Source organism: Limnohabitans sp. Jir72, assembly GCF_003063575.1.
In the GTDB taxonomy this organism is placed as follows: domain Bacteria; phylum Pseudomonadota; class Gammaproteobacteria; order Burkholderiales; family Burkholderiaceae_C; genus Limnohabitans_A.
In genome coordinates this window covers 575,612-599,134 of sequence record NZ_NESC01000001.1, presented here as the reverse complement: position 1 = coordinate 599,134, position 23,523 = coordinate 575,612, and the positions used below count along the sequence as shown (strand labels likewise).

The window sequence follows — 23,523 nt, the reverse complement described above, 5'->3', positions numbered from 1 at the left end:
TTTGGTGCAGTGCTTCGCAGTGGCGTTTGAGTTGCGAAGGTCTCTTGGTTTGGCGCGTTTGTCGGTCAGGCGCTTTCACATTCAAGAAATGGCCATGCGATTGCCCCAGAAAACGAACCTCATCACGGGTACTGCGATTGGCATTGGGCTGGGCACGGCGGTGCGCTGTCTGCAAGAGGGGTCAGTGTGGCCTTGGCCGATGTGTTCATATTTTAAAACTGGACCGATGACCCAAATGCAGGCAAACTCAAAGGCTGCTGTTGACAATTTCCCCATGAGCATCCAAGTCTTGATCGTCGGTATCCACCTCGCGCGCAGCACGCGGGGCAAGCCTTGTGCGCCGCCGCAGTCGGTGTGAATTTTTCCTTGCAGGTCGGCGGCTTCAGCCCCGACATGTTGGTGATCCACAAGCGCCACGTCGGACCTGAAGATCCGTCCTGCAAACCCCCTTTTTTGTTTGACCGATTTCAATTCGGGCCGTGCGTACAAGGCAGTATGGCCCTGTTTATGGCTGGAGAATTTCATGGCTGATTTGTTTGAGAACCCCATGGGTTTGTGCGGTTTTGAGTTTGTCGAGTTCGCCTCGCCTGTGCCTGGTTTGCTGGAACCCTTGTTTGAAAAAATGGGCTTTTCGCTGGTGGCCAAACACCGGTCCAAAGACGTGGTGCTGTACCGTCAGGGCGATATCAATTTCATCGTCAACCGCGAGCCCAAGAGCCTGGCGGGTTACTTCGCCTCCGAGCACGGCCCTTGTGCCTGCGCCTTGGCCTTTCGTGTGAAGGACTCGCACAAGGCCTATGCCCGCGCATTGGAGATGGGCGCGCAGCCGGTGGATGTGCCCACCGGGCCCATGGAGTTGCGCCTGCCCGCCATCAAGGGCATCGGCGGTGCGCCGCTGTATTTGATCGACCGCTATGAAGACGGCAAGAGCATTTACGACATCGACTTTGAATTCATCGAGGGCGTGGACCGTCACCCGCCCGGCCATGGCTTCAAACTCATCGACCACTTGACGCACAACGTCTACAAAGGTCGCATGGCTTTTTGGGGCAGCTTTTACGAGAAGATCTTCAACTTTCGCGAGATCCGTTACTTCGACATTCAAGGCACGCACACGGGCCTGACCAGCCGCGCCATGACGGCACCCGACGGCATGATCCGCATCCCGCTCAACGAAGAGTCGGGCAAGACCGGCGGGCAGATCGAGGAGTTCCTGATGCAATTCAACGGCGAGGGCATCCAGCACATTGCGCTGCTGACCGACGACATTTTGAAGAGTGTGGATGCCTTGCAGATGGCGGGCATTCCGCTCATGACCGCGCCCAACGACATCTATTACGAGATGCTCGAAGAGCGCCTGAAGGGCCATGGCGAGCCCGTGCCCGAGTTGCAGGCGCGTGGCATTTTGATGGACGGCTCCACGGCCCATGGCGAGAAGCGTTTGCTGCTGCAGATCTTCAGCCAAACGCTGCTGGGTCCGGTGTTCTTCGAGTTCATCCAGCGCAAGGCCGACGAGGGCTTTGGCGAAGGCAACTTCAAGGCCTTGTTTGAGAGTCTGGAGCGCGATCAGATTCGCCGAGGGGCGATCGAAGTGGACGCGGCCTGAAAAAAATGGGGCCCATTAGCATCACGCTGTGGGCCCAAGGGCTCAGCAAAAAATCAGGGCCAGCATGGCCGGGTCATCGATCAGGTTGGTCGTGGCGTAACCGGCCAAGCGATAAGCCAGCATGGTCCATTGTTCCAACAGGTTTTCTGAATGCATGGGCCGTATTGTCGCAAATGTCGACAGCAGGGCTTGGGCTGGCCGTCACTGGGTGCTTACTCGGCCTTGATGTTGGCAGCTTTGATGACTTTGCCCCAGCGCTCGAACTCCGATTTGATGTAGGCCGAGAATTCGGCGGGGGATTTGTTGGGATGTACTGACGCGCCGATGGCCGCGAAGCGGTCTTGGACTTCCTTGCTGCCCAAGCCTTTGGCAATGGCGCCATGCATTTTCTGAACGATGTCAGCGGGCGTGCCCGCAGGCGCACCCAGTCCGAACCAGGGCGACACCACCAGACCTGGGTAGCCTGACTCTTTGGCCGTGGGCACGTTGGGCAGCTGGGGTGAGCGTTGGTCGGACAGCACGGCCAGGGCCTTGATGCGTTCAGCCTTGATTTGCGGCATGGCCACCACCAAGGAGCTTTGGAAGTCCAGCTGCGTGGAGCCGCCGATCAAATCCTGGATTTGTTGCGTTGCGCCTTTGTAAGGGATGTGGTTGAGCTGTGTGCCTGACTGCATCTGGAACAGCTCGGCAGCCAGGTGCGGCACGGTGGCCACGCCCGGTGTGCCAAATGCCAGCTTGCCGGGGCTGGCCTTGGCTTGGCTGGCCAGTTCGGCCAGGGTGTTGAAAGGCGCGTTGTTGTTGGCCACCACGATGGGTGTCATCGAGACCATGTTGCTGATGGGCGCGAAGTCTTTAAAGGTGTCAAACGGGGCGTTGCCCAAGTGCGGCGCAATCGCCACGGTGATGACCAGCAGGCCAATGGTGTAACCATCGGCCGGTGATTTGGCCAACACGGCATGACCGAGGGTGCCGTTGCCACCGGGCTTGTTGTCCACGATGACGGTTTGTTTGAACTCTTCACGCAAGATGTTGGCCGCTTCACGGGCCACCAGATCGGTCGGCCCGCCCGCCGGAAACGGCACGATCAGGCGGATGGGCTTGCTGGGCCAGTCGGCGCTTTGTGCCTGCGCGAGGGCAGGCACCATGCACAGTGCGGTGGCCAGACAAAAGATGTGTTTTTTCATGGTCGGATTCAGATGAGTTGGTGTCAGCGCAGCACGGCGCTCTTTTGGGCGGCGTCGATCAGGGCTTGCGCGTCTTCGGGCAAGAGGAAGCCTTCTTTCATGGCGCTGTCAGCCGCTTTCTGAACAGCCTGCACATAACCGTCGTGCGAGCCGTAGCGCTCTTGCAACGACAGGCGGGTGTCGTTGTTGGCTTGCCGCTCGGCAGCCGTTTTGGCAAAGGGCACCATGCCGCCCACGTAGTTGCAGATCTCGCCCTGATGGAAGGGTTTGGCGCCGCCTGCGGTCACGTTCCAGCCCAAGTACGTGCCCAACGGGGCATCGAGCAGCACCACGGGCACGCCACCGACTTCGTTGCCATCGGCGTCCACTTTGGGCGCGTACATCTTCAGCACTTGTTTGATTTTTGGAGGTGCGTTGCTGGGCACGCCCGAGCCATCGACGGCCTTGAAACCAGGGCCCCAGTCGTAGTCGTGCACGGGCATGATGAAGTCGCGCTCAGGCACGGTGGGGCGCAGGCCCGGCAGGCTGGGGTAGCCCAGCGCGGTTTTCTCGGCCACAGCCAATTGGTTTTTGCCCAACATGGGGTAACGGCTGGCGGGCGGCTCGGTGCCTTTCATGACCCAGTGGCGAAAGTGCAGGCGCAAGGCGTTGACGGTCTCTTTGTGCGGCACCGGGTTGGCAGGCAGCAAGCCCTGGCCGAAGTTGTTGCCCGGGCACATGGGGCCAGCCTTGGGCAAGCCTGCGCCAGGCACACTGGTGTCAAAACCGCCTGCGCCACCGCCGTGGTTGCTGCTGGCGATGTAGTAGCGGCGCACATGGGCGGGCAGCGGCAGGTCTTGCTTGGCATCGGTGCCGATCCATTCGGGCGTGAGCTTCAAGGCCCAGACTTCGGCCGAGCCAAAGTGCTCCATGATCTTGGGGCAGGTGCGGGTCTGGGTGCAGCGGTCCAAGATGCCCGCTGCGGGCGTGCCGCGCACCGGGTCGGGGTGGGGCAGCCACCACTGCGGGCCTTCGCTGCCCGCCTGGTACAGCTCCAGCACGCCATCGGGCTGCGCCCAGCGGAAGTTGAGCGCGATGCGGCGGCCCGCGATGATGGGCCACAGGCCTTCGTGCACTTGTTGGCCTGCCTCGTCCTGGTTGAAGCCCAGGTGCAGCCAGCCGCGCAGGTAATTGCCCGACTGCGACACGCCCCGCGCAATGCTGTGCGTGACCGCGCTGGCCACCGGGTTGGGGGTGCCCGCGTCGTCGGCCTTGGCGTGCTTGAAGAACACAGCCACATCGCGCCAAGCGGCAAAGCCGATGCCCAGCACATAGGGGTCTTGCGCCGTGAAGACCCCCTGGTACAGGCGCTTGGCATCAAACCCGTTTTTCAGGCAAATCTGTGTGGGGTCGGGCGTGCCCGGAAAGGGGTTTTGCGCGTCGCATTGGGCCCAGGCCCAGTCGGTGGGGGCGATGCTTTGCTCGTCAAAGACTTCGCCGTTCATGTTCTCGCGCCCGCGCGAGACCAAGGTCGCTTGGGTGGTGTCGAGGCTGGCGGGTTTGTAGGGCACGGGGTTGGTCTGCACCATGAGCGGCTGTGATGCCGGGCCAGAGCGGTTGACGATGCGGGCGAACACTTGGCCAATGACTGGGCTGCCGTCGGCGTTGCGCGCCACGGGCACCTGCAAAAACTGCATGCCGTCGATGGTGGCCTTGGGTTTGACGGTGGTGGCGCCTGCGTTGTCGCCTTGCCAGGCGCTGAGCAGGCCAATGTCGCCTGCAGCCAGCTCTTGCTCAGCGGGCAAGCCCACCCGGCCCCGGTTGGGCACGTCATGCCACATGAGGCCATTGGCGTCTTTGAGGTTCACGGGCTTGTAGATCACAAAGGACGCCATGTAGCGGGCTTTGCCGTCGGCGTCTTTGGCCAGCTCAATGTCCTGGATGATGGCGTTTTGCGCCAGCTTGGGGTCCAGTTCGCCAAAGGCGCGGCCAACGACTTGTTCGTATGCGATGCCCGCAGGCTTGCCGGGGACGGCTGTCACAGGTCGTGTGTCGTCGATCACGATGCGGGTGACGCGGGCTTGGGTGGTGGTGCTCACCAGTCCGAGCAGTGCGCTGGCCAAGAGCCAAGAGGAGGGTGCGTTCATGAAAACTCCAGGGGCTGCCGGATGGCAGTGGATTTCGATTCAATCGGAATCGCACGGTGGCTTCAAGGGTGCAGACCCGCAGTGGCGGGGGCGCGAAGGTCTGAACAGCCGCCTTGGTGACAGCGCTGGAACGGTGTGCGGCTGAAGCATGCGTGACTGCCCGCCGCGCTGGCAGGCCCTAGCATGGGCCAGATTGAAAGGCTTTTGATGTCTCCACCTTTTTCCGCTGCATTCAAGCGTCTGGCGCTGTCCAACCTTTTGGCCCAATCGGCCGAACAATTGAGCTTGGCGGCGGTGCCCATTGTGGCGGTGCTGATGCTCAAGGCCGGGCCTGGCGAGATCGGCTTGCTCGCCACTGTTCAGTCCTTGCCGTTTTTGCTGATGTCCATGCCTTTGGGTTTGCTGGCCGACCGCACCTCACGCACGCGCCTGATGGCCTTGGCCGAGGCCTTGCGGGCGCTGGCCTTGTTGCTGTTGTTGGTCTTGATCCTCACAGGGCAGGTGTCGATCACGGCGCTGGCGGTGATCGGCTTCATGGCCGCTGTGGGAACGGTGGCCTTCAGCGTGGCCGCGCCTTCGCTGGTGCCCGCGCTGGTGCAGGTGGAGGGGTTGGCGCGGGCCAATGGCCGATTGGAGCTGGCCCGCAGCGCTGCCTTTGCTGCAGGGCCTGCATTGGCCGGTGCGCTGATCGCTTGGACCGGTGCACCAGCGGCGTTTGTGCTGTCGGGCATGTTGTCGGTGGCTGCGGTGCTGTGTTTGCGCGGCATTGCCGAACCCGCACGGGCGGCCATGCCCGCAAGGCACCCCTTGTTGGAGTTGCAAGATGGTGCCAAGTGGGTTTGGCAAAGTGATCTGCTCAGGCCCATGGTGTTTTGTTCGGTCGCCTGGAACATCTCGTGGTTCATGCTGCAAGCGGCTTATGTGCCCTATGCCATCCACGACCTGGGGCTGGACGCCAGCGGCGTGGGGGTGACGCTGGCTTGCTATGGCGTGGGCATGATCGTGGGGTCTTTGCTGGCACCGCGCGTGGTGGCGGCATTGCCCTTTGGCCGGGCGATTTTGGTGGGGCCGTATGTCTCGGTTCTGTCGGCGCTGACGATGGCCTTGACCTTGTTTTGGCCCTACGGTTGGTTGGCGGCTTTGTCCTACTTTTTGTACGGTGCGGGCCCGATCCTTTGGGTCATCACCTCGACCACCTTGCGCCAGACGGTCACGCCACGCGCCATGATCGGGCGGGTCACGTCCATCATCATCGTGGCGAGCACGGGCGCACGGCCTCTGGGTGCGGCGCTGGGCGGTGTGTTGGGGGTGTATTTCCCGGCCTCGGTCAGCCTGTGGTGCGTGGTGTTGGGCTTTGGCTTGCAGGCCGTGATCATCACCGCGTCCAAGGTGCGCACACTCCAGCGCTTGCCTGACCCCTTACCCGACACCTGAGCCGATTGAAGAGAAACCACAGAGGAGACAAGACCATGGAACAAGCCGCATTTGAAGCGTTGTTGAAACGGTTTTCGGCCGCCGCCGAAGCAGGCGATGGCGAGGCCTTTGCGCAGTGCTTCACGCCGGACGGCGTGTACCACGACTACATCTACGGCGACCACACGGGCCGGGCCGACATCGCCCACATGATGAGCGACCTGTTTCACCGCGATGCCGGCCCCGATTACCGCTGGGAGATGTTCGAGCCTGTGTGCAATGGGTCATTGGCCTATGCCCGGTCTTTGTCGAGCTTCACCTCCAAGGTGCATGATTTTGCGGGGCGACAGGTGGTGATCGACGGCATCAGCCGCTTTGAGCTGCGTGATGGCTTGATTGCCGACTACAGCGAATCGGTCAACGGCGGTGTGGCCATGGTGCAGCTGGGGGTGGCTGCGCCGCGCCTGGAGAAGGTGCTCAAGCGCTGGAGTCAGCAGTTGATTGACCAGCCTGCCACCCAAGCATTTTTGGCCCGTGCCAAACGCACGGTGTGAGTGGTTAAACGCTTTGAAAGGCCTGTCATGAGTTACCAAGACATCATTTACAAGGTGGAACACCGCATCGCGACCATCACCTTGAACCGCCCGGACAAGCTCAACGCCTGGACCGCCGTCATGGAGCGCGAGGTGCGCGAGGCCATGGACGCGGCCGCCGCAGACGAGGGCGTGCGCGCGATCGTGCTCACGGGGGCAGGGCGGGGCTTTTGCGCGGGGGCCGACATGGATTTGCTCAAGGGCCTGGACCCGAGCGACATCACCGCCACCAGCTGGACGCGGCCTTTTGATGTGAACCAGCGGCTGGACTACCAGACGCGTTACGGGTTTTACCCGGCGATCCCCAAGCCGGTCATCGGCATGCTCAACGGCGCAACAGCGGGCATTGGCTTGGTGCACGCCTTGTATTGCGACATCCGCTTTGCGGCGGAAAACGCGGTGTTCACCACCGCGTTTTCAAGGCGCGGCTTGATTGCCGAACACGGCTTGAGCTGGATGCTGCCCAAGATCGTGGGCCACGCCAACGCCATGGATTTGCTGCTGTCGGCCCGCAAGGTGCTGGCCCCCGAGGCGCAGGCCATGGGCTTGGTCAACAAGGTGTTTGCGCCCGAGGCTTTGGCCGCCGCAACGTACGCCTATGCGCGTGACTTGGTGGACAACGTGTCGCCGCGCTCGATGGCGGTGATCAAGCGCCAGCAGTACGACGCGCCGTTCCAGACGCTGGCAGAAAACACCCGCCAGGCCAACACAGAGATGGCCCGCAGTTTTGCGAGTGAAGACTTCCGCGAAGGCGTGGCGCATTTCATGGAAAAACGCGCGCCGCAATTCACGGGTAAATGAAGCTCAGGGGCGGACTGTCGATTCGGCTCCATGAAGTTTGAATTGCCCCTGTGTTGCTCGGCCATGCGTTTGTTTTTGTGGGAGCCCACCCCGTGGGCGATTGAACCCATACCTCCATCGCAAGCCATCGCCCACAGGGGTGGGCTCCTACAAAGCACCCATCCCTTGCCTGTCACTCAAGACTTCAAGGGGCCGGTTCCATAAGGGGCAGACGCAGGGGCTGTCAACGAATCACTTGTCGAGTGTCATCAGGGGGATGTCTTTGGCCGTGGCCAGTTTGTCCAGTTGCGCGCGGGTCTGGCTGGCCAGGAAGGTCTCGATGGCTTGTCGCGTGGCGGGCTTGAACAGGTCTTTGACCGGGTGCGCCAGCTTCACGCCAGCGGCTTCGCACAGGCTGATGGCAAAGTGCGGCTCCAGCGCCGCCACGGCCACGCGGCCGTTCTTGCAGGCATAAATGCGGTAGCCCGCGTGCGCACCACCCACTGCACCCTCGGGTGTGGTCATGCGCAACTGGCGGGGCAGTGCCAGCCACTTGGCAGCGTCTGACAAGGCCACTTCGTGGTGGCTGCCTTTGCCGGTGGTCTTGAGCGTGATCAAGGCCTTGAGTGTCGCTTCACTGGCCATGAGCGCACCGCCCATGTCGGCGAACAGGCTGGGGGGCAAGTCCATGCCGTTGACCAAGCCGACTTCCGCTTGGTACGTGAGGTCGTGCCCAGGGATTTCGGCCAGCGGGCCGGGGGCACCGACCACTTCGATCAAGCTCAGTGTGGGGTATTGCTTGTGCAGTGTTTTCCAGCTCAAGCCCAATTTCCGCAGGGCCGAAGGACGAAACGAGGTCAGCAGCACATCGGTCTTGGTCAGCAGCTTGTGCAGTGCGGCCTGACCGGCGGCGTTTTTGAGGTCCAGCGTTTTGTGCTTGGCACCTTTGTGCAGCAGCTCATAGCCGTCGGGTGTGTAGTGTTGCATCGGGTCGCCCGATGGCGGGTTGACCTTGGTGCAGCTGGCCCCCATTTGCGCCAGGCGCATCAGCGCGGCAGGGCCAGGCAGGTTCAAGGCAAGGCTGAGGACGCGCGCACCGCGCAGGGGTTTTGTGGAAGACATGCTGAATCTGAGGGCAGTGAAAGACACTTGACATTATCGGTATGCCCTGATCCGTACCGTGTCACGCAGGCTTTGCACGCTTTGTCGGTGTCCTTGTAAGAGCCCACCCCGTGGGCGATTTTGGGCATACCGGCCATTCACGGAATCGCCCACAGGGTGGGCTCCTACAGAAATCGGCAATCGCCCGCAGGGTGTGTTTCTGGCAATCAACAGTGCTGACCCCAGCTGCGTTGGTGGGCTGTGTCCCGGTCTCCATGGGGCGGGTGACCGGAGCCTTAATGATCGCCAAAGTCCAGCGGCAAGCCCACATAGTTCTCGGCCATGGTGCGCGAGCCCGCTTCGCTGTGGATCAGGTAGTCGAGTTCGGCGTCCTGGAACTTTTGGCCGATCTCGCCGTTTTCCGGGAAGTGGTGCATCAGGCTGGTGAACCACCACGAAAAGCGCTCGGCGCGCCAGATGCGGCGCAGGCACCGTTCGGAGTAGCTGTCGATGCCCGCGTCGGTCTTGTCCTGGTAGAACTCGATGATGGCGGTGGACAGGTACTTCACATCGGTGGCGGCCAGGTTCAGGCCCTTGGCACCGGTGGGCGGCACGATGTGCGCGGCGTCACCCGCCAGGAACATGCGGCCAAAGCGCATGGGCTCGGTCACAAAGCTGCGCAGCGGGGCGATGCTTTTTTCGATGCTCGGGCCGGTCACCAAGTGTTCCCGGGCTTCGGGGTCAAGTCGGTTGCGAAGTTCGTCCCAGAAGGCTTCGTCGGACCATTGCTCAACCTTGTCGGTCAGCGGCACTTGCAGGTAATAACGGCTGCGCGTGGCGCTGCGTTGCGAGCACAGGGCAAAGCCGCGTGTGCTGTTGGCGTAAATCAATTCGTGGTGGACGGGCGGTGTGTCAGACAGCACGCCCAGCCAGCCGAAGGGGTAGACCTTTTCGTATTCCTTGATGGCACTCTTGGGTGCGCTGGCGCGGCACACGCCGTGAAAGCCATCGCAACCGGCGATGAAGTCGCATTCGATGGTGTGCAGCTGGCCGTTTTTTTCGTAAGTGACGCGGGGCTTTTGGCTGTCGAAGTCGTGCACCTGCACCTTGCCTGCGTCGTACACCGTCGGCAGCCCTGCAGCCTGGCGTGCGTCCATCAGGTCGCGGGTGACTTCGGTTTGGCCATAGACGATCACGTTTTTGCCGTCGGTGAGCTTGTTCATGTCGATGCGGTGGCGCGCACCCTTGAACAGCAGGTCAAAGCCGCCGTGGATCAGGCCTTCTGCGTGCATCCGCTGACCCACACCGGCCTCATCCAGCAGGTCCATGGTGACTTGTTCCAGTACGCCTGCCCTGATGCGCGAGAGCACGTAGTCTCCGGTTTGGCGCTCTACGATGATGGCATCGATGCCTGCTTTGAAAAGCAATTGGCCCAGTAACAAGCCCGAAGGGCCTGCGCCGATGATGGCAACTTGGGTACGTGTGGTGCTCATGGGTGTCTCCGTGTTGGTGTCTCAAAACCTTGAGCGCGAGCTTATGCAGTGCTTGACGGCCTTAGGTGATTTGGTGGGATGCTTTGCACGTTTGTTGGTTTTTTTGTGCGAATATCGCGCAAATTGACGCTTGTCATTTTTTCTCAGTCATACAAATTGCTGGCGGCACGGTGTTTGGGCTTGAATCGTTTCGCGCTATAATTGATCTGTTTTGCGATTTGCAAAGCGCACGCCATCCGCTTTTCCGGCAGTTGGCGCAAGTCATTCACACGCTGAAATTCATTTTTGAATCCACGCGAAATACAAGGAAAACCCATGATTGCATCTTCAATCAAAGCCGAGGTCGTCAAGGCCAACGCACGTGCTGCAAACGACACTGGCTCCCCAGAAGTCCAAGTCGCTTTGCTGACTGCTCGCATCAACGAGTTGACTCCCCACTTCAAAACACACGCCAAAGACCATCACGGTCGCCGTGGTTTGCTGCGCATGGTCAGCCGTCGCCGCAAGCTGCTGGACTACCTCAAGTCCCGTGATGCTGACCGTTACGTTGCGCTGATCGCCAAGCTTGGCCTGCGTAAGTAATCGTCTCTCCAGATGAAAAGCGCCTGAGTTAGGACACTAGCTCAGGCGCTTTATTCTTTTTTCAGTCGGAATTTGTCAGGAAGAACCCGCGCTGTGTCATTCCACAAGGCTTGTCAAGCCAGGATTTGTGGAATGGCATCGAGTTCAGAGCGTCAATTTCCGGGCCCACAGTGCAGCCTCATGCGCTTTAGATTTCAGGAGTTCTGAACATGTCCATTTTCAACAAAGTTACCAAGACATTCCAATGGGGCCAGCACACGGTCAAGATGGAAACCGGCGAAGTCGCCCGCCAAGCCGGCGGCGCTGTGCTGCTCGACATGGAAGGCACTGTGGTGCTGGCCACCGTCGTGGGTTCCAAGATCGCCAAAGCCGGTCAAGACTTCTTTCCCCTGACTGTCGATTACATCGAGAAGACCTACGCCGCAGGCAAGATCCCTGGCAGCTTTTTCAAGCGTGAAGCCAAGCCCAGCGAGCACGAGACGCTGACCAGCCGCCTGATCGACCGTCCGATCCGCCCCCTGTTCCCCGAAGGTTTCTACAACGACGTGCACGTGGTCATCCACACCGTGTCTTTGAACCCTGAAGTTGACGCCGACATCGCTGCGATGATCGCCGTGTCTGCCGCCTTGTCCATCTCGGGCATCCCGTTCAACGGCCCCATCGGCGCCGCACGCGTGGGCTACATCAATGGCGAATACGTCCTGAACCCTGGCCAGACCCAGCGCAAAGACAGCGTGATGGACCTGGTTGTGGCTGGTACCGAAGCCGCTGTGCTGATGGTCGAATCCGAAGCCCAGCAACTGTCCGAAGAAATCATGTTGGGTGGTGTGGTTTACGGTCACGCCCAATCGGCCATTGCCATCAATGCGATCCACGAACTGGTGCGTGAGGCTGGCAAGCCCGCATGGGACTGGCAAGCGCCTGCCCGTGACCTGGCTTTCGAAGCCAAGCTGGCTTCCTTGGCAGAAGAAAAACTGCGCGCTGCATACCAGTTGCGCAACAAGCAAGCCCGCACACACGCTTGCCGTGAAGCTTACGCCTCGGTCAAAGTCGCTTTGGCCGAAGAGGGCGTGGCCTTCGACAGCGTCAAGCTCGATGGCCTGATGTTCGAAATCGAAGCGCGCATCGTGCGCAGCCAGATTTTGGCCGGTGAGCCCCGCATCGACGGCCGCGACACACGCACCGTGCGCCCCATCGAAATCCGCAACAGCGTGCTGCCCCGCACACACGGCTCGGCCCTGTTCACACGTGGCGAAACACAGGCTTTGGTCGTGACCACCCTGGGCACCGAGCGCGATGCACAGCGCATCGACGCGCTGGCTGGCGAGTTCGAAGACCGCTTCATGTTCCACTACAACATGCCTCCCTTTGCCACTGGCGAAGTGGGCCGCATGGGCAGCACCAAGCGCCGCGAAATCGGTCACGGCCGTTTGGCCAAGCGTGCTTTGGCCGCTGTGCTGCCGAGCAAAGAAGAGTTCCCCTACACCATGCGTGTGGTGTCCGAGATCACCGAATCGAACGGTTCTTCGTCCATGGCTTCGGTCTGCGGCGGCTGCTTGTCGATGATGGACGCTGGCGTGCCGATGAAAGCCCACGTGGCCGGTATCGCCATGGGCCTGATCAAGGAAGACAACCGCTTTGCGGTGTTGACCGACATCCTGGGTGACGAAGACCACCTGGGTGACATGGACTTCAAAGTGGCCGGTACCACCAACGGCATCACTGCTTTGCAAATGGACATCAAGATCCAGGGCATCACCAAAGAAATCATGCAAGTCGCTTTGGCCCAAGCCAAAGAAGCGCGCATGCACATTTTGGGCAAGATGCAAGAGGCGATGAGCACGGCCAACACCGAAGTGTCGGATTTCGCGCCCAAACTCTTCACCATGAAGATCAACCCCGAGAAGATCCGTGACGTGATCGGCAAGGGCGGCGCGACCATCCGCGCCCTGACCGAAGAAACCGGCTGCCAGATCAACATCGGTGAAGACGGCACGATCACCATTGCGGCCACTGACGGCGAGAAGGCCGACATTGCCAAGAAGCGGATCGAGCAGATCACGGCCGAAGTTGAAATTGGCAAGATCTACGAAGGCCCAGTGACCAAGGTTCTGGACTTTGGTGCACTGATCAACCTGCTGCCTGGCAAAGACGGCTTGCTGCACATCAGCCAGATTGCGCACGAGCGTGTTGAAAAAGTTTCTGATTACCTGACCGAAGGTCAGATCGTCAAAGTCAAGGTCATGGAAACCGACGAAAAAGGCCGCATCAAGCTGTCTATGAAGGCCTTGCTGGACCGTCCTGCACAGGGCTGATCAAGGGTTGCGGGTGACCGAGAGGTCGCCCGTGCTGGATTCCAACGGAGCATTGCTTCATGAATGTCATTGAAATTCAAAGTCCTGGCGCCCCAGAGGTGCTGGTGCCTGCACAACGCCCTGACCCGGTTGCCGGGGCAGGGGAGTTGCTTATCCGCGTGTCGGCCAGCGGGGTCAATCGCCCTGATGTGCTGCAGCGCAAGGGCTTGTACCCCGTGCCACCCGGTGCCTCGGATATTCCTGGCTTGGAAGTGGCCGGCGTGGTGGTGGCGGGCGATGCCCTGGCCATGGCTGCATCGGGCCTGGCTGTGGGTGACCGGGTGTGTGCCTTGGTCGCTGGTGGTGGATATGCCGAACTGTGCGTGGCGCCGGTGGCCCAATGTCTGCCCGTGCCCAAAGGCCTGACGGACATCGAGGCGGCATCGCTGCCTGAGACCTTCTTCACCGTCTGGAGCAATGTGTTTGACCGCGGGCATCTGCAAGCGGGCGAGACCTTGCTCATTCAGGGCGGCTCAAGCGGTATTGGCGTCACGGCCATCCAGATGGCCAAGGCCGCAGGAGCGACCGTGATCGTGACGGCTGGATCGGACGACAAATGCCAAGCTTGCTTGGCATTGGGTGCGGACCACGCCATCAACTACAAAACCACCGACTTCGTCGCCGAGGCCAAGCGCCTGACCGGCGGGGCAGGGGTGAATGTGGTTTTGGACATGGTCGCTGGCAACTATGTCGCGCGTGAGGTGGAGGCCTTGGCCGAAGATGGCCGTCTGGTCATCATCGCGGTGCAAGGCGGGCTCGACAGCGGCTTCAATGCGGGTGCTGTGCTGCGTCGGCGCTTGACCATCACGGGCTCGACACTGCGTCCACGCCCCATCGAATTCAAGGGCGTCATTGCTCGCGCATTGCGTGAAAACGTTTGGCCTGCCTTGGAGTCGGGCCGCATCAAACCCGTGATCCACAGTGTATTTGTGGCGGCGCAAGCCGGTGCTGGTTTGCCTTCTGGCGCAGCGCAGGCGCATGCCCTGATGGAATCCAATCAACACGTCGGCAAGATTGTTTTGACTTGGGCGCAGGCATGAAAAGCAAACTGATTGTTGGCAACTGGAAGATGAATGGAGGCCTGCAGGCCAATTCAGCCTTGCTGTCGGCCATTCAATCGGGCTTGTCCAGTGTGACATGCCGTGCTGCGGTGTGTGTGCCTTCGCCTTATCTGGCGCAGATGCAAACGCTTTTGGTGGGTTCTTCTTTGGCCTGGGGCGCGCAAGATGTGTCTGCGCACGAATCCGGTGCTTACACCGGTGAAGTGTCGGCCAGCATGTTGCGAGACTTCGGAGTGCGTTATTGCCTGGTGGGCCATTCAGAGCGCCGCCAATACCATGCGGAAAGCGATACCTTGGTGGCCACCAAGGCACAACGTGCTTTGTCTGCCGGGATCACCCCCATCGTGTGTGTGGGTGAGACGCAGGCTGAGCGTGCTGCAGGCCAAACCGAAGCGGTGGTCAAGCGCCAATTGGCCGCAGTGATCCACGCCAACGGTCATTGCATCAGCGAAATCGTGGTGGCTTATGAGCCGGTTTGGGCCATTGGCACGGGATTGACGGCCAGCCCTGAGCAGGCGCAGGTCGTGCATGGTTTGCTGCGCAAGCAGCTGCAGGCGGCCACTGCTCAAGCTGACCGTATGGCCATCTTGTATGGCGGCAGCATGAACGCGGAAAATGCTGCGACCTTGCTGGCCCAGCCCGATGTGGATGGCGGTTTGATCGGCGGCGCTGCCTTGAAAGCGGATGACTTTTTGACTATTTTGGCTTCAGCTTCCCGCTGAGCTTTTGAAGATTGATATTGGAGAGAAAAAGATGAGCTTTTTGATGACTGTGATTTTGGTGGTACAAATGTTGTCTGCTTTGACCATGATCGGTTTGATCTTGGTGCAGCATGGCAAAGGCGCGGATATGGGGGCAGCTTTTGGCAGCGGCGGCTCGGGCAGCTTGTTTGGTGCGACGGGTGGTGCCAATTTCCTGTCCCGCACCACGGCCGTGCTGGCCGGTGTTTTCTTCGTATGCACCTTGCTGCTGGCTTATTTGGGCAACAACCGCCCGGCAGGCGCATCGGGCAGCGTGCTCGAAGGCGCTGCAGTGACTGCACCCGCACCGGCAGCGCCTGCTGCCGATAACAGCACTGCTTCGCAGATCCCCGGCAACAACCCTGCAGCACCTGCCAAGTAAGCTTGGCATCAGCTTTGTTGCTGTGCACAAATTTCCGGGTTTTGACAGGGAAATGACCCGGTTTTCAGAGTAGAATCAGGGATTGTCCGGAGAGCCCAAAGCGTGCTTGCATGCTTTCCTCAAGCCATCCGGACAGTGCATCCCGCCGTCGTGGTGAAATTGGTAGACACGCTATCTTGAGGGGGTAGTGGCGAAAGCTGTGCGAGTTCGAGTCTCGCCGACGGCACCAGACAATCAGAACAGCTCAGGCACCGTGCCTGAGCTCTTCATTCGGTAATACCGTCAGTCTCAAGATGAACCTCGACCAATACCTCCCCATTCTCTTGTTCATTTTGGTCGGCATCGCTGTCGGCGTCATCCCGCAGGTTTTGGGCTACATCCTGGGCCCCAATCGACCTGACGCAGAAAAAAACTCCCCTTATGAATGCGGCTTCGAAGCTTTCGAAGACGCTCGCATGAAGTTCGATGTGCGCTACTACTTGGTGGCCATTTTGTTCATCTTGTTCGATCTGGAAATTGCCTTCTTGTTTCCCTGGGCCGTGGCGCTCAAGGAGGTGGGTTTGACCGGCTTCATCGCCGTGGTGATTTTTCTGGCTATTTTGGTCGTGGGCTTTGTCTATGAGTGGAAAAAAGGCGCCCTGGACTGGGAATGATCGTTCGCACAGACCACAGCGTTCAGCCTGCTTGAGGATATAAAAAATGATTGAAGGCGTGATGAAGGAAGGTTTCATCACCACGAGTTACGACTCCGTGGTGAATTGGGCCAAGACCGGCTCGCTCTGGCCGATGACCTTTGGTCTGGCTTGTTGCGCGGTCGAGATGATGCACTCGGCAACAGCGCGTTATGACTTGGCCCGTTTTGGTGCTGAAGTGTTTCGTGCGAGTCCCCGTCAGGCTGACTTGATGATTGTGGCCGGTACTTTGTGCAACAAGATGGCTCCGGCCCTGCGCAAGGTGTATGACCAGATGTCCGAGCCACGCTGGGTGATCTCGATGGGCTCTTGCGCCAATGGCGGTGGTTACTACCACTACAGCTATTCGGTGGTGCGCGGTTGTGACCGTGTGGTGCCGGTGGATGTCTATGTGCCCGGTTGTCCGCCCACGGCCGAAGCGCTGATCTACGGCATCATCCAGCTGCAGCAGAAGATCCGCCGCACGCACACCATCGCGCGTGTTTGAGGGAAAGACGATGACCCAGTTCGCCATTCGCCCCGAAGACCTGCAAAGCACCTTGGCCGCTGCGCTGGGTGAGCGTGCTGCACGCATCACCATCGCCTTGGGCGAAGTGACGGTGCATGTCAACGCCGCCCACTATCTGAGCGTCATGCAGACCCTGCGCGACACTGCAGGCTGCAAATTTGAACAGCTGATCGACTTGGCCGGTGTGGACTATTCCACTTACCGCGAAGTTGGCACCGACGGCCCCCGTTTTGGTGTGACCGTCCACCTTTTGTCCGTGAGTCTGAACCAGCGCGTGCGCGTGAAGGTGCTGTGCCCCGATGACGATTTGCCTTTAGTGGCTTCGGTCAACGACTTGTGGAACTCGGCCAACTGGTACGAGCGCGAAGCCTTCGATTTGTTCGGCATCGTGTTCGAAGGTCACAACGACTTGCGCCGAATCCTGACCGATTACGGTTTCATTGGTCACCCCTTCCGCAAGGACTTCCCGCTGTCGGGTCATGTCGAAATGCGTTACGACGCCGAGCGCAAGCGTGTGGTGTACGAGCCCGTGAGCATCGAGCCACGTGAAATCACGCCGCGCATCATCCGTGAAGAGAACTACGGAGGCCTGAACTGATATGGCCGAAATCAAAAACTACACCCTGAACTTCGGTCCTCAGCACCCTGCAGCACACGGTGTGTTGCGTCTGGTGCTGGAGTTGGACGGCGAAGTCGTGCAACGCGCCGATCCGCACATTGGCCTGCTGCACCGCGCCACCGAAAAGCTGGCCGAACACAAGACCTATATCCAGTCGCTGCCCTACATGGACCGCTTGGACTACGTGTCGATGATGTGCAATGAGCACGCTTACTGCCTGGCCATCGAAAAGATGCTCGGTCTGGAAGTGCCCATGCGCGCCCAGTACATCCGCGTGATGTTCTCGGAAATCACGCGCATTCTGAACCACCTCATGTGGCTCGGCTCGCATGGCAACGATTGCGGCAGCTCGACTATCCTGATCTACACCTTCCGTGAACGTGAAGACCTGTTCGACATGTACGAAGCTGTCTCGGGTGCCCGCATGCACGCCGCTTATTTCCGTCCCGGTGGCGTGTACCGTGACCTGCCCGACAGCATGCCGCAGTACAAGGTCAGCAAGATCAAAAACGCCAAGGCGATTGAGCAGCTGAACAAGAACCGCTGCGGTTCTTTGCTGGACTTCATCGATGACTTCACGCAGCGCTTCCCCAAGTGCGTGGACGAGTACGAAACCCTGCTGACCGACAACCGCATCTGGAAACAGCGCACTGTCGGCATCGGCGTGGTGCCACCTGAGCGCGCCCTCAATCTGGGCATGACCGGTCCCATGTTGCGTGGCTCGGGCTTCGCTTGGGACTTGCGCAAGACGCAGCCTTACGATGCCTACGACCAAGTCGAGTTCGACGTGCCTGTAGGCAAGACCGGTGACAGCTACGACCGCTATTTGGTGCGTGTGCAAGAGATGCGCGAATCGAACCGCATCATCCAGCAGTGCGTGGCTTGGTTGCGCGCCAACCCGGGTCCGGTCATCACCGATAACCACAAGATCGCGCCGCCCTCGCGTGAAGGCATGAAGTCCAACATGGAAGACTTGATCCACCATTTCAAGCTTTTCACAGAAGGTTTTCATGTGCCCGAAGGCGAAGCCTATGCCGCCGTCGAACACCCGAAAGGCGAGTTCGGCATTTACATGGTCAGCGATGGTGCCAACAAGCCCTATCGCCTGAAAATCCGTGCCCCGGGCTTTGCCCATTTGGCCACCCTCGATGAAATGGCCCGTGGCCACATGCTGGCCGACGCTGTCGCCATCATCGGGACCATGGACATTGTGTTTGGAGAGATTGACCGATGATCTCGGAATCCACAAAAACACGCTTTGCGCGTGAAGTTGCCAAGTTCCCGGCTGACCAAAAACAGTCGGCCGTGATGGCCTGCTTGTCGATCGTTCAGCAAGAGCAGGGCTGGGTCAGCCCTGAGAGCGAGCAGGGCGTTGCTGACTACCTCGGCATGCCAGCGATGGCGGTGCACGAAGTCACCACCTTCTACAACATGTACAACCAAAAGCCGGTGGGCAAGTTCAAACTGAACGTCTGCACCAACCTGCCTTGCCAGTTGCGCGGAGGTCAGCAGGCCTTGCAACACCTGGAACACAAATTGGGTGTGCACGCGGGCGAGACCACGGCTGACGGCCTGTTCACCTTGCAGCCCAGCGAATGCCAGGGTGCTTGTGCTGACGCCCCCGTCATGCTGGTGAACGATCGCCACATGTGCAGCTTCATGAGCAACGACAAGCTCGATCAGTTGATCGACAGCTTGAAGAAAGCGGAGGCGGTCTGATGAACGTCGAGCAAATCCTCGGTCAATTCCAGGCCTCAGGCGTGGACACGTGCTTCCATGATCGCCACATCAACCCGCAAATTTATGCAGGTCTGAACGGTCAGAACTGGAGCATCAAAGATTACGAAGCGCGCGGCGGCTACGCGGCCTTGCGCAAGATTTTGGGTAAAGATGGAGGCGAAGGTCTGACGCAAGACCAAGTGATCGCCACTGTGAAAGAGTCCGGTCTGCGTGGTCGTGGCGGCGCGGGTTTCCCCACGGGTCTGAAGTGGAGCTTCATGCCCCGCCAGTTCCCCGGTCAAAAGTACCTGGTTTGCAACTCGGACGAAGGCGAACCGGGGACGTGCAAAGACCGTGACATCATGGAGTACAACCCGCACACGGTGATCGAAGGCATGATCATCGCGGCGTATGCCATGGGCATCAGCGTGGGTTACAACTACATCCACGGCGAAATTTTCCATACTTATGAGCGCTTTGAAGCGGCTCTGGAAGAAGCCCGCGCTGCGGGTTATCTGGGTGACAACATTTTGGGCAGCACCTTCAGCTTCCAGCTGCATGCCTCGCATGGTTTTGGCGCTTACATTTGCGGCGAAGAAACCGCTTTGCTCGAATCGCTGGAAGGCAAAAAAGGCCAGCCACGCTTCAAGCCACCGTTCCCAGCCAGCTTTGGTCTGTACGGCAAGCCCACCACCATCAACAACACCGAAACATTCGCAGCGGTGCCCTGGATCATCCGCAACGGTGGTCAGGCTTACCTCGAATGCGGCAAGCCCAACAACGGCGGCACCAAGATCTTCTCGGTCAGCGGTGACGTGGAGCGCCCCGGCAACTACGAAGTGCCCATGGGCACACCGTTTGCCAAGCTGCTCGAACTGGCTGGTGGCGTGCGCGGCGGCCGCAAGCTCAAGGCCGTGATCCCTGGCGGATCGTCTTCGCCGGTGGTTCCAGCCGAGTTGATGATGAAGCTGACCATGGACTACGACAGCATCGCCAAAGAAGGCGGTTCGATGTTGGGTTCGGGCGCGGTGATCGTCATGGACGAGACGCGCTGCATGGTCAAGGCTCTGGCGCGTTTGTCTTACTTTTATTCTCACGAGTCTTGCGGCCAATGCACACCTTGCCGCGAAGGCACAGGTTGGCTGTGGCGCATGGTCGACCGCATTGAACACGGTCAGGGCCGTGCCAGCGACATCGACATGCTCGACAGCGTGGCCGGCAACATCATGGGCCGCACGATTTGCGCCTTGGGCGACGCAGCGGCCATGCCGGTGCGCGGCATGCTCAAGCATTTCCGTCACGAATTTGTACACCTTATCGAGCACAAGACCTCCATGGTCGGTGCCGATGCAACAACGGTGAAGACCCATGGTTGAAATAGAACTCGACGGTCAGAAAGTGGAAGTTGCCGAAGGCAGCATGGTCATGCATGCAGCCGAAAAAGCCGGCACCTACATTCCTCACTTCTGCTACCACAAGAAACTTTCCATCGCTGCCAACTGCCGCATGTGTTTGGTCGAGGTTGAAAAAGCCCCCAAGCCCATGCCCGCCTGTGCGACACCGGTCACGCAAGGCATGATTGTGCGCACCAAGAGCGACCGGGCCATTGCGGCCCAAAAGTCGGTCATGGAGTTTTTGCTGATCAATCACCCGCTGGATTGCCCCATCTGCGACCAAGGCGGTGAGTGCCAGTTGCAAGACTTGGCTGTGGGATATGGTGGTTCGACCTCGCGTTACGAAGAAGAAAAGCGCGTGGTCTTTCACAAGGAAGTCGGTCCGTTGATCTCGATGGAAGAGATGAGCCGCTGCATCCACTGCACGCGTTGCGTCCGCTTCGGTCAAGAAGTGGCCGGTGCCATGGAGTTGGGCATGTCCCACCGTGGTGAGCACGCCGAGATCGAAACCTTCTTGGGCCAGACGATCGACTCCGAGCTGTCGGGCAACATGATCGATATCTGCCCTGTGGGTGCCTTGACCAGCAAGCCATTCCGCTACCACGCCCGCACTTGGGAGTTGTCGCGCCGCAAGTCGGTGGCTGCGCACGACTCCTCGGGTGCCAACCTGATCGTGCAGGTCAAGAACAACCAGGTCATGCGCGTCGTGCCTCTCGAAAACGAAGAGGTCAACGAGTGCTGGATTGCCGACCGTGATCGCTTTTCTTATGAAGCCTTGAATGGCACCGAGCGCCTGACACAGCCCATGCTCAAGCAAGGCGGCGAGTGGAAAACCGTTGACTGGCAGACCGCTCTGGAATACGTGGCCAATGGCCTGAAAAACATCCAGCGTGACCACGGTGCCAACAGCATCGGCGCATTGGTCAGCCCTCAAAGCACGGTTGAAGAGTTGTACTTGGCTGGCGCCTTGGTGCGTGGCTTGGGTTCGGACAACATCGATTACCGACTGCGCAACGCCGAGTTTGGCGCTGCTGAAGGCGTGCGCACCTTGGGCACATCGATTGCATCGCTGTCCACACTGCAGCGCGTGCTGGTCGTGGGCTCCAACCTGCGCAAGGACCATCCACTGTTTGCTTTGCGCGTGCGCCACGCTGTGCGCCACGGTGCTCAGCTGAACGTGATCACTTCGCAAGTCGCTTTCAGCCACGCCGACGCTTGGGCCATGCCCGTGGCGCAAGCGGTGCTGGCCGATGCTTCGGGCTGGGCTCAAACCCTGGCCGATGTGGCCGCCGCGATTGCAGCAGAGAAGGGCGTTGCAGCCCCTGCTGCTGGTAATGCAACAACGCAGGCACAAGCCATCGCCAAGTCCTTGCTCGGCGGTGAACGCAAGGCCGTGTTGCTGGGCAATGCCGCAGCGCACCACGCCAATGCCTCCAGCCTGCTGGCCCTTGCCAACTGGATTGCTGAGCAAACCGGCGCGACCGTGGGTTACCTGACCGAATCGGCCAACACCGTGGGTGCGCAGTGGGTGGGTGCTCAGCCGCAAACCGGTGGCAAGAACGCTGGCCAGATGCTGGCAGGCGGCCTCAAAGCCGCGATCTTGCTCAACACCGAACCCGAGTTCGACAGCGCCGCAGGCAGCGCCGCTGCACAGGCTTTGGGTCAGGCCGAGATGGTCGTCACGCTCAGCCCGTTCAAAGCCAACATGGCTTTCAGCGATGTGTTGTTGCCGATTGCCCCGTTCACCGAGACTTCGGGCTCCTTCGTCAATGCCGAAGGCCGCCTGCAAAGCTTCCACGCTGTGGTCAAGCCTTTGGCCGAAACCCGCCCAGCCTGGAAAGTGCTGCGCGTGCTTGCCAACTTGCTGGACGTGCCGGGCGTGTCTTTCGAGACATCGCAAGACGTGCTGGCACGTGCCACGGCCAAGCCGCTGGCAGCATCCAACGCCACACGCGCTGCGATCAACTTGGCTGCAGCAGCGGGTACGCCTGCAGTGGCTGCCATTTACCAACTGGATGGCATCGTGCGCCGCGCACCGTCCTTGCAGTTGACTGCAGACGCTCGCCAGGAGGTGACAGCATGATTGACGCTCTGTACAACGGCGGTCTGAACCTGGTCGCTGCCACTTGGTGGGCAACCATGGTTTGGCCGGTCCTGTGGATCTTGCTCAAGATCGTCGCCGTTTTGGCCCCCCTGATGGGTGCAGTGGCTTATTTGACGCTCTGGGAGCGCAAGCTGCTGGGCTTCATGCAAGTGCGCCATGGTCCCAACCGCGTGGGCCCCATGGGTTTGCTGCAACCGATCGCCGATGCGCTCAAACTGCTGACCAAGGAACTGATCAACCCCACCGCAGCCAGCCAAGGCTTGTTCCGTTTGGGCCCGATCATGGCCATCATGCCGGCACTGGCTGCCTGGGTGGCGATTCCTTTTGGTCCTGAAGTGGCGCTGACCAACATCAACACCGGCCTGATGCTGGTGATGGCGATCACCTCGATCGAGGTGTACGGCGTGATCATTGCCGGTTGGGCCTCGAACTCCAAGTACGCTTTCCTGGGTGCCTTGCGTGCCTCCGCGCAGATGGTCAGCTACGAAATTGCCATGGGCTTTTGCTTCTTGGTGGTCTTGATGGTGTCCGGCAGCATGAACCTGACCGACATCGTGCTGGCCCAAGACAAAGGCAGCATGGCTCGCATGGGTCTGAACTTCCTGTCCTGGAACTGGTTGCCTTTGTTGCCCATCTTCTTGGTGTACCTGATCTCGGGTGTGGCCGAAACCAACCGTCACCCCTTTGACGTGGTGGAAGGTGAAGCCGAAATCGTGGCCGGTCACATGGTCGAGTATTCGGGTATGGGCTTTGCGATCTTCTTCTTGGCCGAATACGCCAGCATGTGGCTGGTGTCCATCCTGGCTGTGATCATGTTTTTGGGTGGCTGGTTGTCGCCCATCGACAGCACCGTTTTTAACCTGATCCCCGGCTGGATCTGGCTGGGCCTGAAAACTTTCTTGGTCGTGTCCATGTTCATCTGGATCCGTGCCACATTCCCGCGCTTCCGTTATGACCAGATCATGCGTCTGGGCTGGAAGATTTTCATTCCGGTCACCTTGGTGTGGCTGCTGGTGGTGGGCGCTTGGCTGTTCTCACCCTGGAACATTTGGAAATGAGCGGTGTACAGAAC

General features: G+C 59.9%; 23 protein-coding genes and 1 tRNA gene. 19 read left to right on the top strand and 5 right to left on the bottom strand.

The window, feature by feature from the left end:
* Positions 1-81 precede the first annotated feature (81 nt).
* The gene (locus B9Z52_RS02585; RefSeq protein ID WP_108412269.1) at positions 82-525 is read right to left on the bottom strand and encodes a hypothetical protein; all 444 of its coding nucleotides are present in this window, start codon (positions 523-525) and stop codon (positions 82-84) included.
* On the opposite strand from B9Z52_RS02585, the gene hppD reads away from it, so the two are divergent.
* Complete coding sequence (gene hppD / locus B9Z52_RS02580; protein WP_108412268.1) at positions 524-1,606, top strand: 4-hydroxyphenylpyruvate dioxygenase; 1,083 nt, start codon at positions 524-526, stop codon at positions 1,604-1,606. The genes B9Z52_RS02585 and hppD overlap by 2 nt on opposite strands.
* A gap of 212 nt (positions 1,607-1,818) precedes the next feature.
* Here hppD and B9Z52_RS02575 read toward each other — a convergent pair whose 3' ends face one another.
* Together B9Z52_RS02575 and B9Z52_RS02570 are read right to left on the bottom strand one after the other, a co-directional pair.
* Positions 1,819-2,790, bottom strand: a complete 972-nt coding sequence (locus B9Z52_RS02575; RefSeq protein WP_108412267.1) for a tripartite tricarboxylate transporter substrate binding protein — start codon at positions 2,788-2,790, stop codon at positions 1,819-1,821.
* Between the two features lie 23 nt (positions 2,791-2,813).
* Complete coding sequence (locus B9Z52_RS02570; RefSeq protein ID WP_108412266.1) at positions 2,814-4,916, bottom strand: alpha/beta hydrolase domain-containing protein; 2,103 nt, start codon at positions 4,914-4,916, stop codon at positions 2,814-2,816.
* Here B9Z52_RS02570 and B9Z52_RS17815 point away from each other — a divergent pair.
* From B9Z52_RS17815 to B9Z52_RS02555, 4 genes are all read left to right on the top strand, one after another.
* Positions 4,915-5,061 carry a hypothetical protein gene (locus B9Z52_RS17815; RefSeq protein ID WP_158270496.1) on the top strand — a complete coding sequence of 49 codons (147 nt, stop codon included), beginning with the start codon at positions 4,915-4,917 and terminating at the stop codon, positions 5,059-5,061. The two genes, B9Z52_RS02570 and B9Z52_RS17815, sit on opposite strands and share 2 nt — an antisense overlap.
* A 62-nt stretch (positions 5,062-5,123) precedes the next feature.
* Entirely contained in the window at positions 5,124-6,350 is a 1,227-nt protein-coding gene (locus tag B9Z52_RS02565; RefSeq protein ID WP_199222018.1) for an MFS transporter, read from the top strand.
* 35 nt (positions 6,351-6,385) lie between these two features.
* Entirely contained in the window at positions 6,386-6,883 is a 498-nt protein-coding gene (locus B9Z52_RS02560; protein ID WP_108412264.1) for a nuclear transport factor 2 family protein, read from the top strand.
* Positions 6,884-6,910: 27 nt separating this feature from the next.
* Positions 6,911-7,723, top strand: coding sequence for an enoyl-CoA hydratase (locus B9Z52_RS02555; RefSeq protein ID WP_108412263.1), 813 nt, complete (start codon positions 6,911-6,913; stop codon positions 7,721-7,723).
* 231 nt (positions 7,724-7,954) lie between these two features.
* Here the strand turns inward: B9Z52_RS02555 and B9Z52_RS02550 are convergent, their stop codons facing one another.
* Positions 7,955-8,824, bottom strand: a complete 870-nt coding sequence (locus B9Z52_RS02550; RefSeq protein ID WP_108412262.1) for a CoA transferase — start codon at positions 8,822-8,824, stop codon at positions 7,955-7,957.
* Between the two features lie 275 nt (positions 8,825-9,099).
* Positions 9,100-10,296 carry a 4-hydroxybenzoate 3-monooxygenase gene (gene pobA, locus B9Z52_RS02545; protein WP_108412261.1) on the bottom strand — a complete coding sequence of 399 codons (1,197 nt, stop codon included), beginning with the start codon at positions 10,294-10,296 and terminating at the stop codon, positions 9,100-9,102.
* A gap of 315 nt (positions 10,297-10,611) precedes the next feature.
* Here pobA and rpsO point away from each other — a divergent pair, with 315 nt between their 5' ends.
* The 14 genes from rpsO to nuoH all read left to right on the top strand — a co-directional run bounded on the left by rpsO (position 10,612) and on the right by nuoH (position 23,509).
* Positions 10,612-10,878: a 30S ribosomal protein S15 gene (gene rpsO, locus B9Z52_RS02540; RefSeq protein WP_019428565.1), complete on the top strand. Its 267-nt coding sequence runs from the start codon at positions 10,612-10,614 to the stop codon at positions 10,876-10,878.
* 209 nt (positions 10,879-11,087) lie between these two features.
* Entirely contained in the window at positions 11,088-13,193 is a 2,106-nt protein-coding gene (gene pnp / locus B9Z52_RS02535) for a polyribonucleotide nucleotidyltransferase (RefSeq protein WP_108412260.1), read from the top strand.
* Positions 13,194-13,252: 59 nt separating this feature from the next.
* Positions 13,253-14,272 (top strand): NAD(P)H-quinone oxidoreductase, encoded by a 1,020-nt coding sequence (locus tag B9Z52_RS02530; protein ID WP_108412259.1) that lies wholly within the window; start codon positions 13,253-13,255, stop codon positions 14,270-14,272.
* Positions 14,269-15,015, top strand: a complete 747-nt coding sequence (gene tpiA, locus B9Z52_RS02525) for a triose-phosphate isomerase (protein WP_108412258.1) — start codon at positions 14,269-14,271, stop codon at positions 15,013-15,015. Before B9Z52_RS02530 ends, tpiA begins: the two co-directional genes overlap by 4 nt.
* Positions 15,016-15,046: 31 nt before the next feature.
* Positions 15,047-15,415, top strand: coding sequence for a preprotein translocase subunit SecG (gene secG, locus B9Z52_RS02520; RefSeq protein ID WP_108412257.1), 369 nt, complete (start codon positions 15,047-15,049; stop codon positions 15,413-15,415).
* Between the two features lie 144 nt (positions 15,416-15,559).
* A tRNA-Leu gene (locus B9Z52_RS02515) sits at positions 15,560-15,644 on the top strand.
* 64 nt (positions 15,645-15,708) lie between these two features.
* Entirely contained in the window at positions 15,709-16,068 is a 360-nt protein-coding gene (locus B9Z52_RS02510) for an NADH-quinone oxidoreductase subunit A (protein ID WP_108412256.1), read from the top strand.
* A 46-nt stretch (positions 16,069-16,114) separates the two neighbouring features.
* Positions 16,115-16,594 (top strand): NADH-quinone oxidoreductase subunit B family protein, encoded by a 480-nt coding sequence (locus B9Z52_RS02505; RefSeq protein WP_108412255.1) that lies wholly within the window; start codon positions 16,115-16,117, stop codon positions 16,592-16,594.
* Positions 16,595-16,604: 10 nt separating this feature from the next.
* Entirely contained in the window at positions 16,605-17,213 is a 609-nt protein-coding gene (locus tag B9Z52_RS02500) for an NADH-quinone oxidoreductase subunit C (protein WP_108412254.1), read from the top strand.
* A gap of 1 nt (position 17,214) precedes the next feature.
* Positions 17,215-18,468 carry an NADH-quinone oxidoreductase subunit D gene (locus B9Z52_RS02495; protein WP_108412253.1) on the top strand — a complete coding sequence of 418 codons (1,254 nt, stop codon included), beginning with the start codon at positions 17,215-17,217 and terminating at the stop codon, positions 18,466-18,468.
* The gene (gene nuoE / locus B9Z52_RS02490; RefSeq protein WP_108412252.1) at positions 18,465-18,953 is read left to right on the top strand and encodes an NADH-quinone oxidoreductase subunit NuoE; all 489 of its coding nucleotides are present in this window, start codon (positions 18,465-18,467) and stop codon (positions 18,951-18,953) included. Before B9Z52_RS02495 ends, nuoE begins: the two co-directional genes overlap by 4 nt.
* Positions 18,953-20,329 carry an NADH-quinone oxidoreductase subunit NuoF gene (gene nuoF / locus B9Z52_RS02485; RefSeq protein ID WP_108412251.1) on the top strand — a complete coding sequence of 459 codons (1,377 nt, stop codon included), beginning with the start codon at positions 18,953-18,955 and terminating at the stop codon, positions 20,327-20,329. The genes nuoE and nuoF overlap by 1 nt, the downstream gene beginning before the upstream one ends.
* Positions 20,322-22,430 (top strand): NADH-quinone oxidoreductase subunit NuoG, encoded by a 2,109-nt coding sequence (gene nuoG / locus B9Z52_RS02480; RefSeq protein WP_108412250.1) that lies wholly within the window; start codon positions 20,322-20,324, stop codon positions 22,428-22,430. The genes nuoF and nuoG overlap by 8 nt, the downstream gene beginning before the upstream one ends.
* A complete protein-coding gene (nuoH, locus tag B9Z52_RS02475; protein WP_108412249.1) occupies positions 22,427-23,509 on the top strand; it encodes an NADH-quinone oxidoreductase subunit NuoH in 1,083 nt (360 codons plus the stop codon). Before nuoG ends, nuoH begins: the two co-directional genes overlap by 4 nt.
* The last annotated feature ends 14 nt before the right edge of the window (positions 23,510-23,523 follow it).

Excerpts from the sequence above, each read along its gene's own strand:
- B9Z52_RS02550 (WP_108412262.1), bottom strand. The coding sequence starts at position 8,824 with ATGTCTTCCACAAAACCCCTGCGCGGTGCGCGCGTCCTCAGCCTTGCC.
- B9Z52_RS02505 (WP_108412255.1), top strand. The coding sequence starts at position 16,115 with ATGATTGAAGGCGTGATGAAGGAAGGTTTCATCACCACGAGTTACGAC.
- B9Z52_RS17815 (WP_158270496.1), top strand. The coding sequence starts at position 4,915 with ATGAAAACTCCAGGGGCTGCCGGATGGCAGTGGATTTCGATTCAATCG.
- B9Z52_RS02530 (WP_108412259.1), top strand. The coding sequence starts at position 13,253 with ATGAATGTCATTGAAATTCAAAGTCCTGGCGCCCCAGAGGTGCTGGTG.
- pobA (WP_108412261.1), bottom strand. The coding sequence starts at position 10,296 with ATGAGCACCACACGTACCCAAGTTGCCATCATCGGCGCAGGCCCTTCG.
- B9Z52_RS02560 (WP_108412264.1), top strand. The coding sequence starts at position 6,386 with ATGGAACAAGCCGCATTTGAAGCGTTGTTGAAACGGTTTTCGGCCGCC.
- tpiA (WP_108412258.1), top strand. The coding sequence starts at position 14,269 with ATGAAAAGCAAACTGATTGTTGGCAACTGGAAGATGAATGGAGGCCTG.
- B9Z52_RS02565 (WP_199222018.1), top strand. The coding sequence starts at position 5,124 with ATGTCTCCACCTTTTTCCGCTGCATTCAAGCGTCTGGCGCTGTCCAAC.
- rpsO (WP_019428565.1), top strand. The coding sequence starts at position 10,612 with ATGATTGCATCTTCAATCAAAGCCGAGGTCGTCAAGGCCAACGCACGT.
- B9Z52_RS02500 (WP_108412254.1), top strand. The coding sequence starts at position 16,605 with ATGACCCAGTTCGCCATTCGCCCCGAAGACCTGCAAAGCACCTTGGCC.
- nuoH (WP_108412249.1), top strand. The coding sequence starts at position 22,427 with ATGATTGACGCTCTGTACAACGGCGGTCTGAACCTGGTCGCTGCCACT.
- B9Z52_RS02555 (WP_108412263.1), top strand. The coding sequence starts at position 6,911 with ATGAGTTACCAAGACATCATTTACAAGGTGGAACACCGCATCGCGACC.
- nuoF (WP_108412251.1), top strand. The coding sequence starts at position 18,953 with ATGAACGTCGAGCAAATCCTCGGTCAATTCCAGGCCTCAGGCGTGGAC.
- pnp (WP_108412260.1), top strand. The coding sequence starts at position 11,088 with ATGTCCATTTTCAACAAAGTTACCAAGACATTCCAATGGGGCCAGCAC.
- secG (WP_108412257.1), top strand. The coding sequence starts at position 15,047 with ATGAGCTTTTTGATGACTGTGATTTTGGTGGTACAAATGTTGTCTGCT.
- B9Z52_RS02585 (WP_108412269.1), bottom strand. The coding sequence starts at position 525 with ATGAAATTCTCCAGCCATAAACAGGGCCATACTGCCTTGTACGCACGG.
- B9Z52_RS02495 (WP_108412253.1), top strand. The coding sequence starts at position 17,215 with ATGGCCGAAATCAAAAACTACACCCTGAACTTCGGTCCTCAGCACCCT.
- nuoG (WP_108412250.1), top strand. The coding sequence starts at position 20,322 with ATGGTTGAAATAGAACTCGACGGTCAGAAAGTGGAAGTTGCCGAAGGC.
- B9Z52_RS02570 (WP_108412266.1), bottom strand. The coding sequence starts at position 4,916 with ATGAACGCACCCTCCTCTTGGCTCTTGGCCAGCGCACTGCTCGGACTG.
- B9Z52_RS02575 (WP_108412267.1), bottom strand. The coding sequence starts at position 2,790 with ATGAAAAAACACATCTTTTGTCTGGCCACCGCACTGTGCATGGTGCCT.
- nuoE (WP_108412252.1), top strand. The coding sequence starts at position 18,465 with ATGATCTCGGAATCCACAAAAACACGCTTTGCGCGTGAAGTTGCCAAG.
- hppD (WP_108412268.1), top strand. The coding sequence starts at position 524 with ATGGCTGATTTGTTTGAGAACCCCATGGGTTTGTGCGGTTTTGAGTTT.
- B9Z52_RS02510 (WP_108412256.1), top strand. The coding sequence starts at position 15,709 with ATGAACCTCGACCAATACCTCCCCATTCTCTTGTTCATTTTGGTCGGC.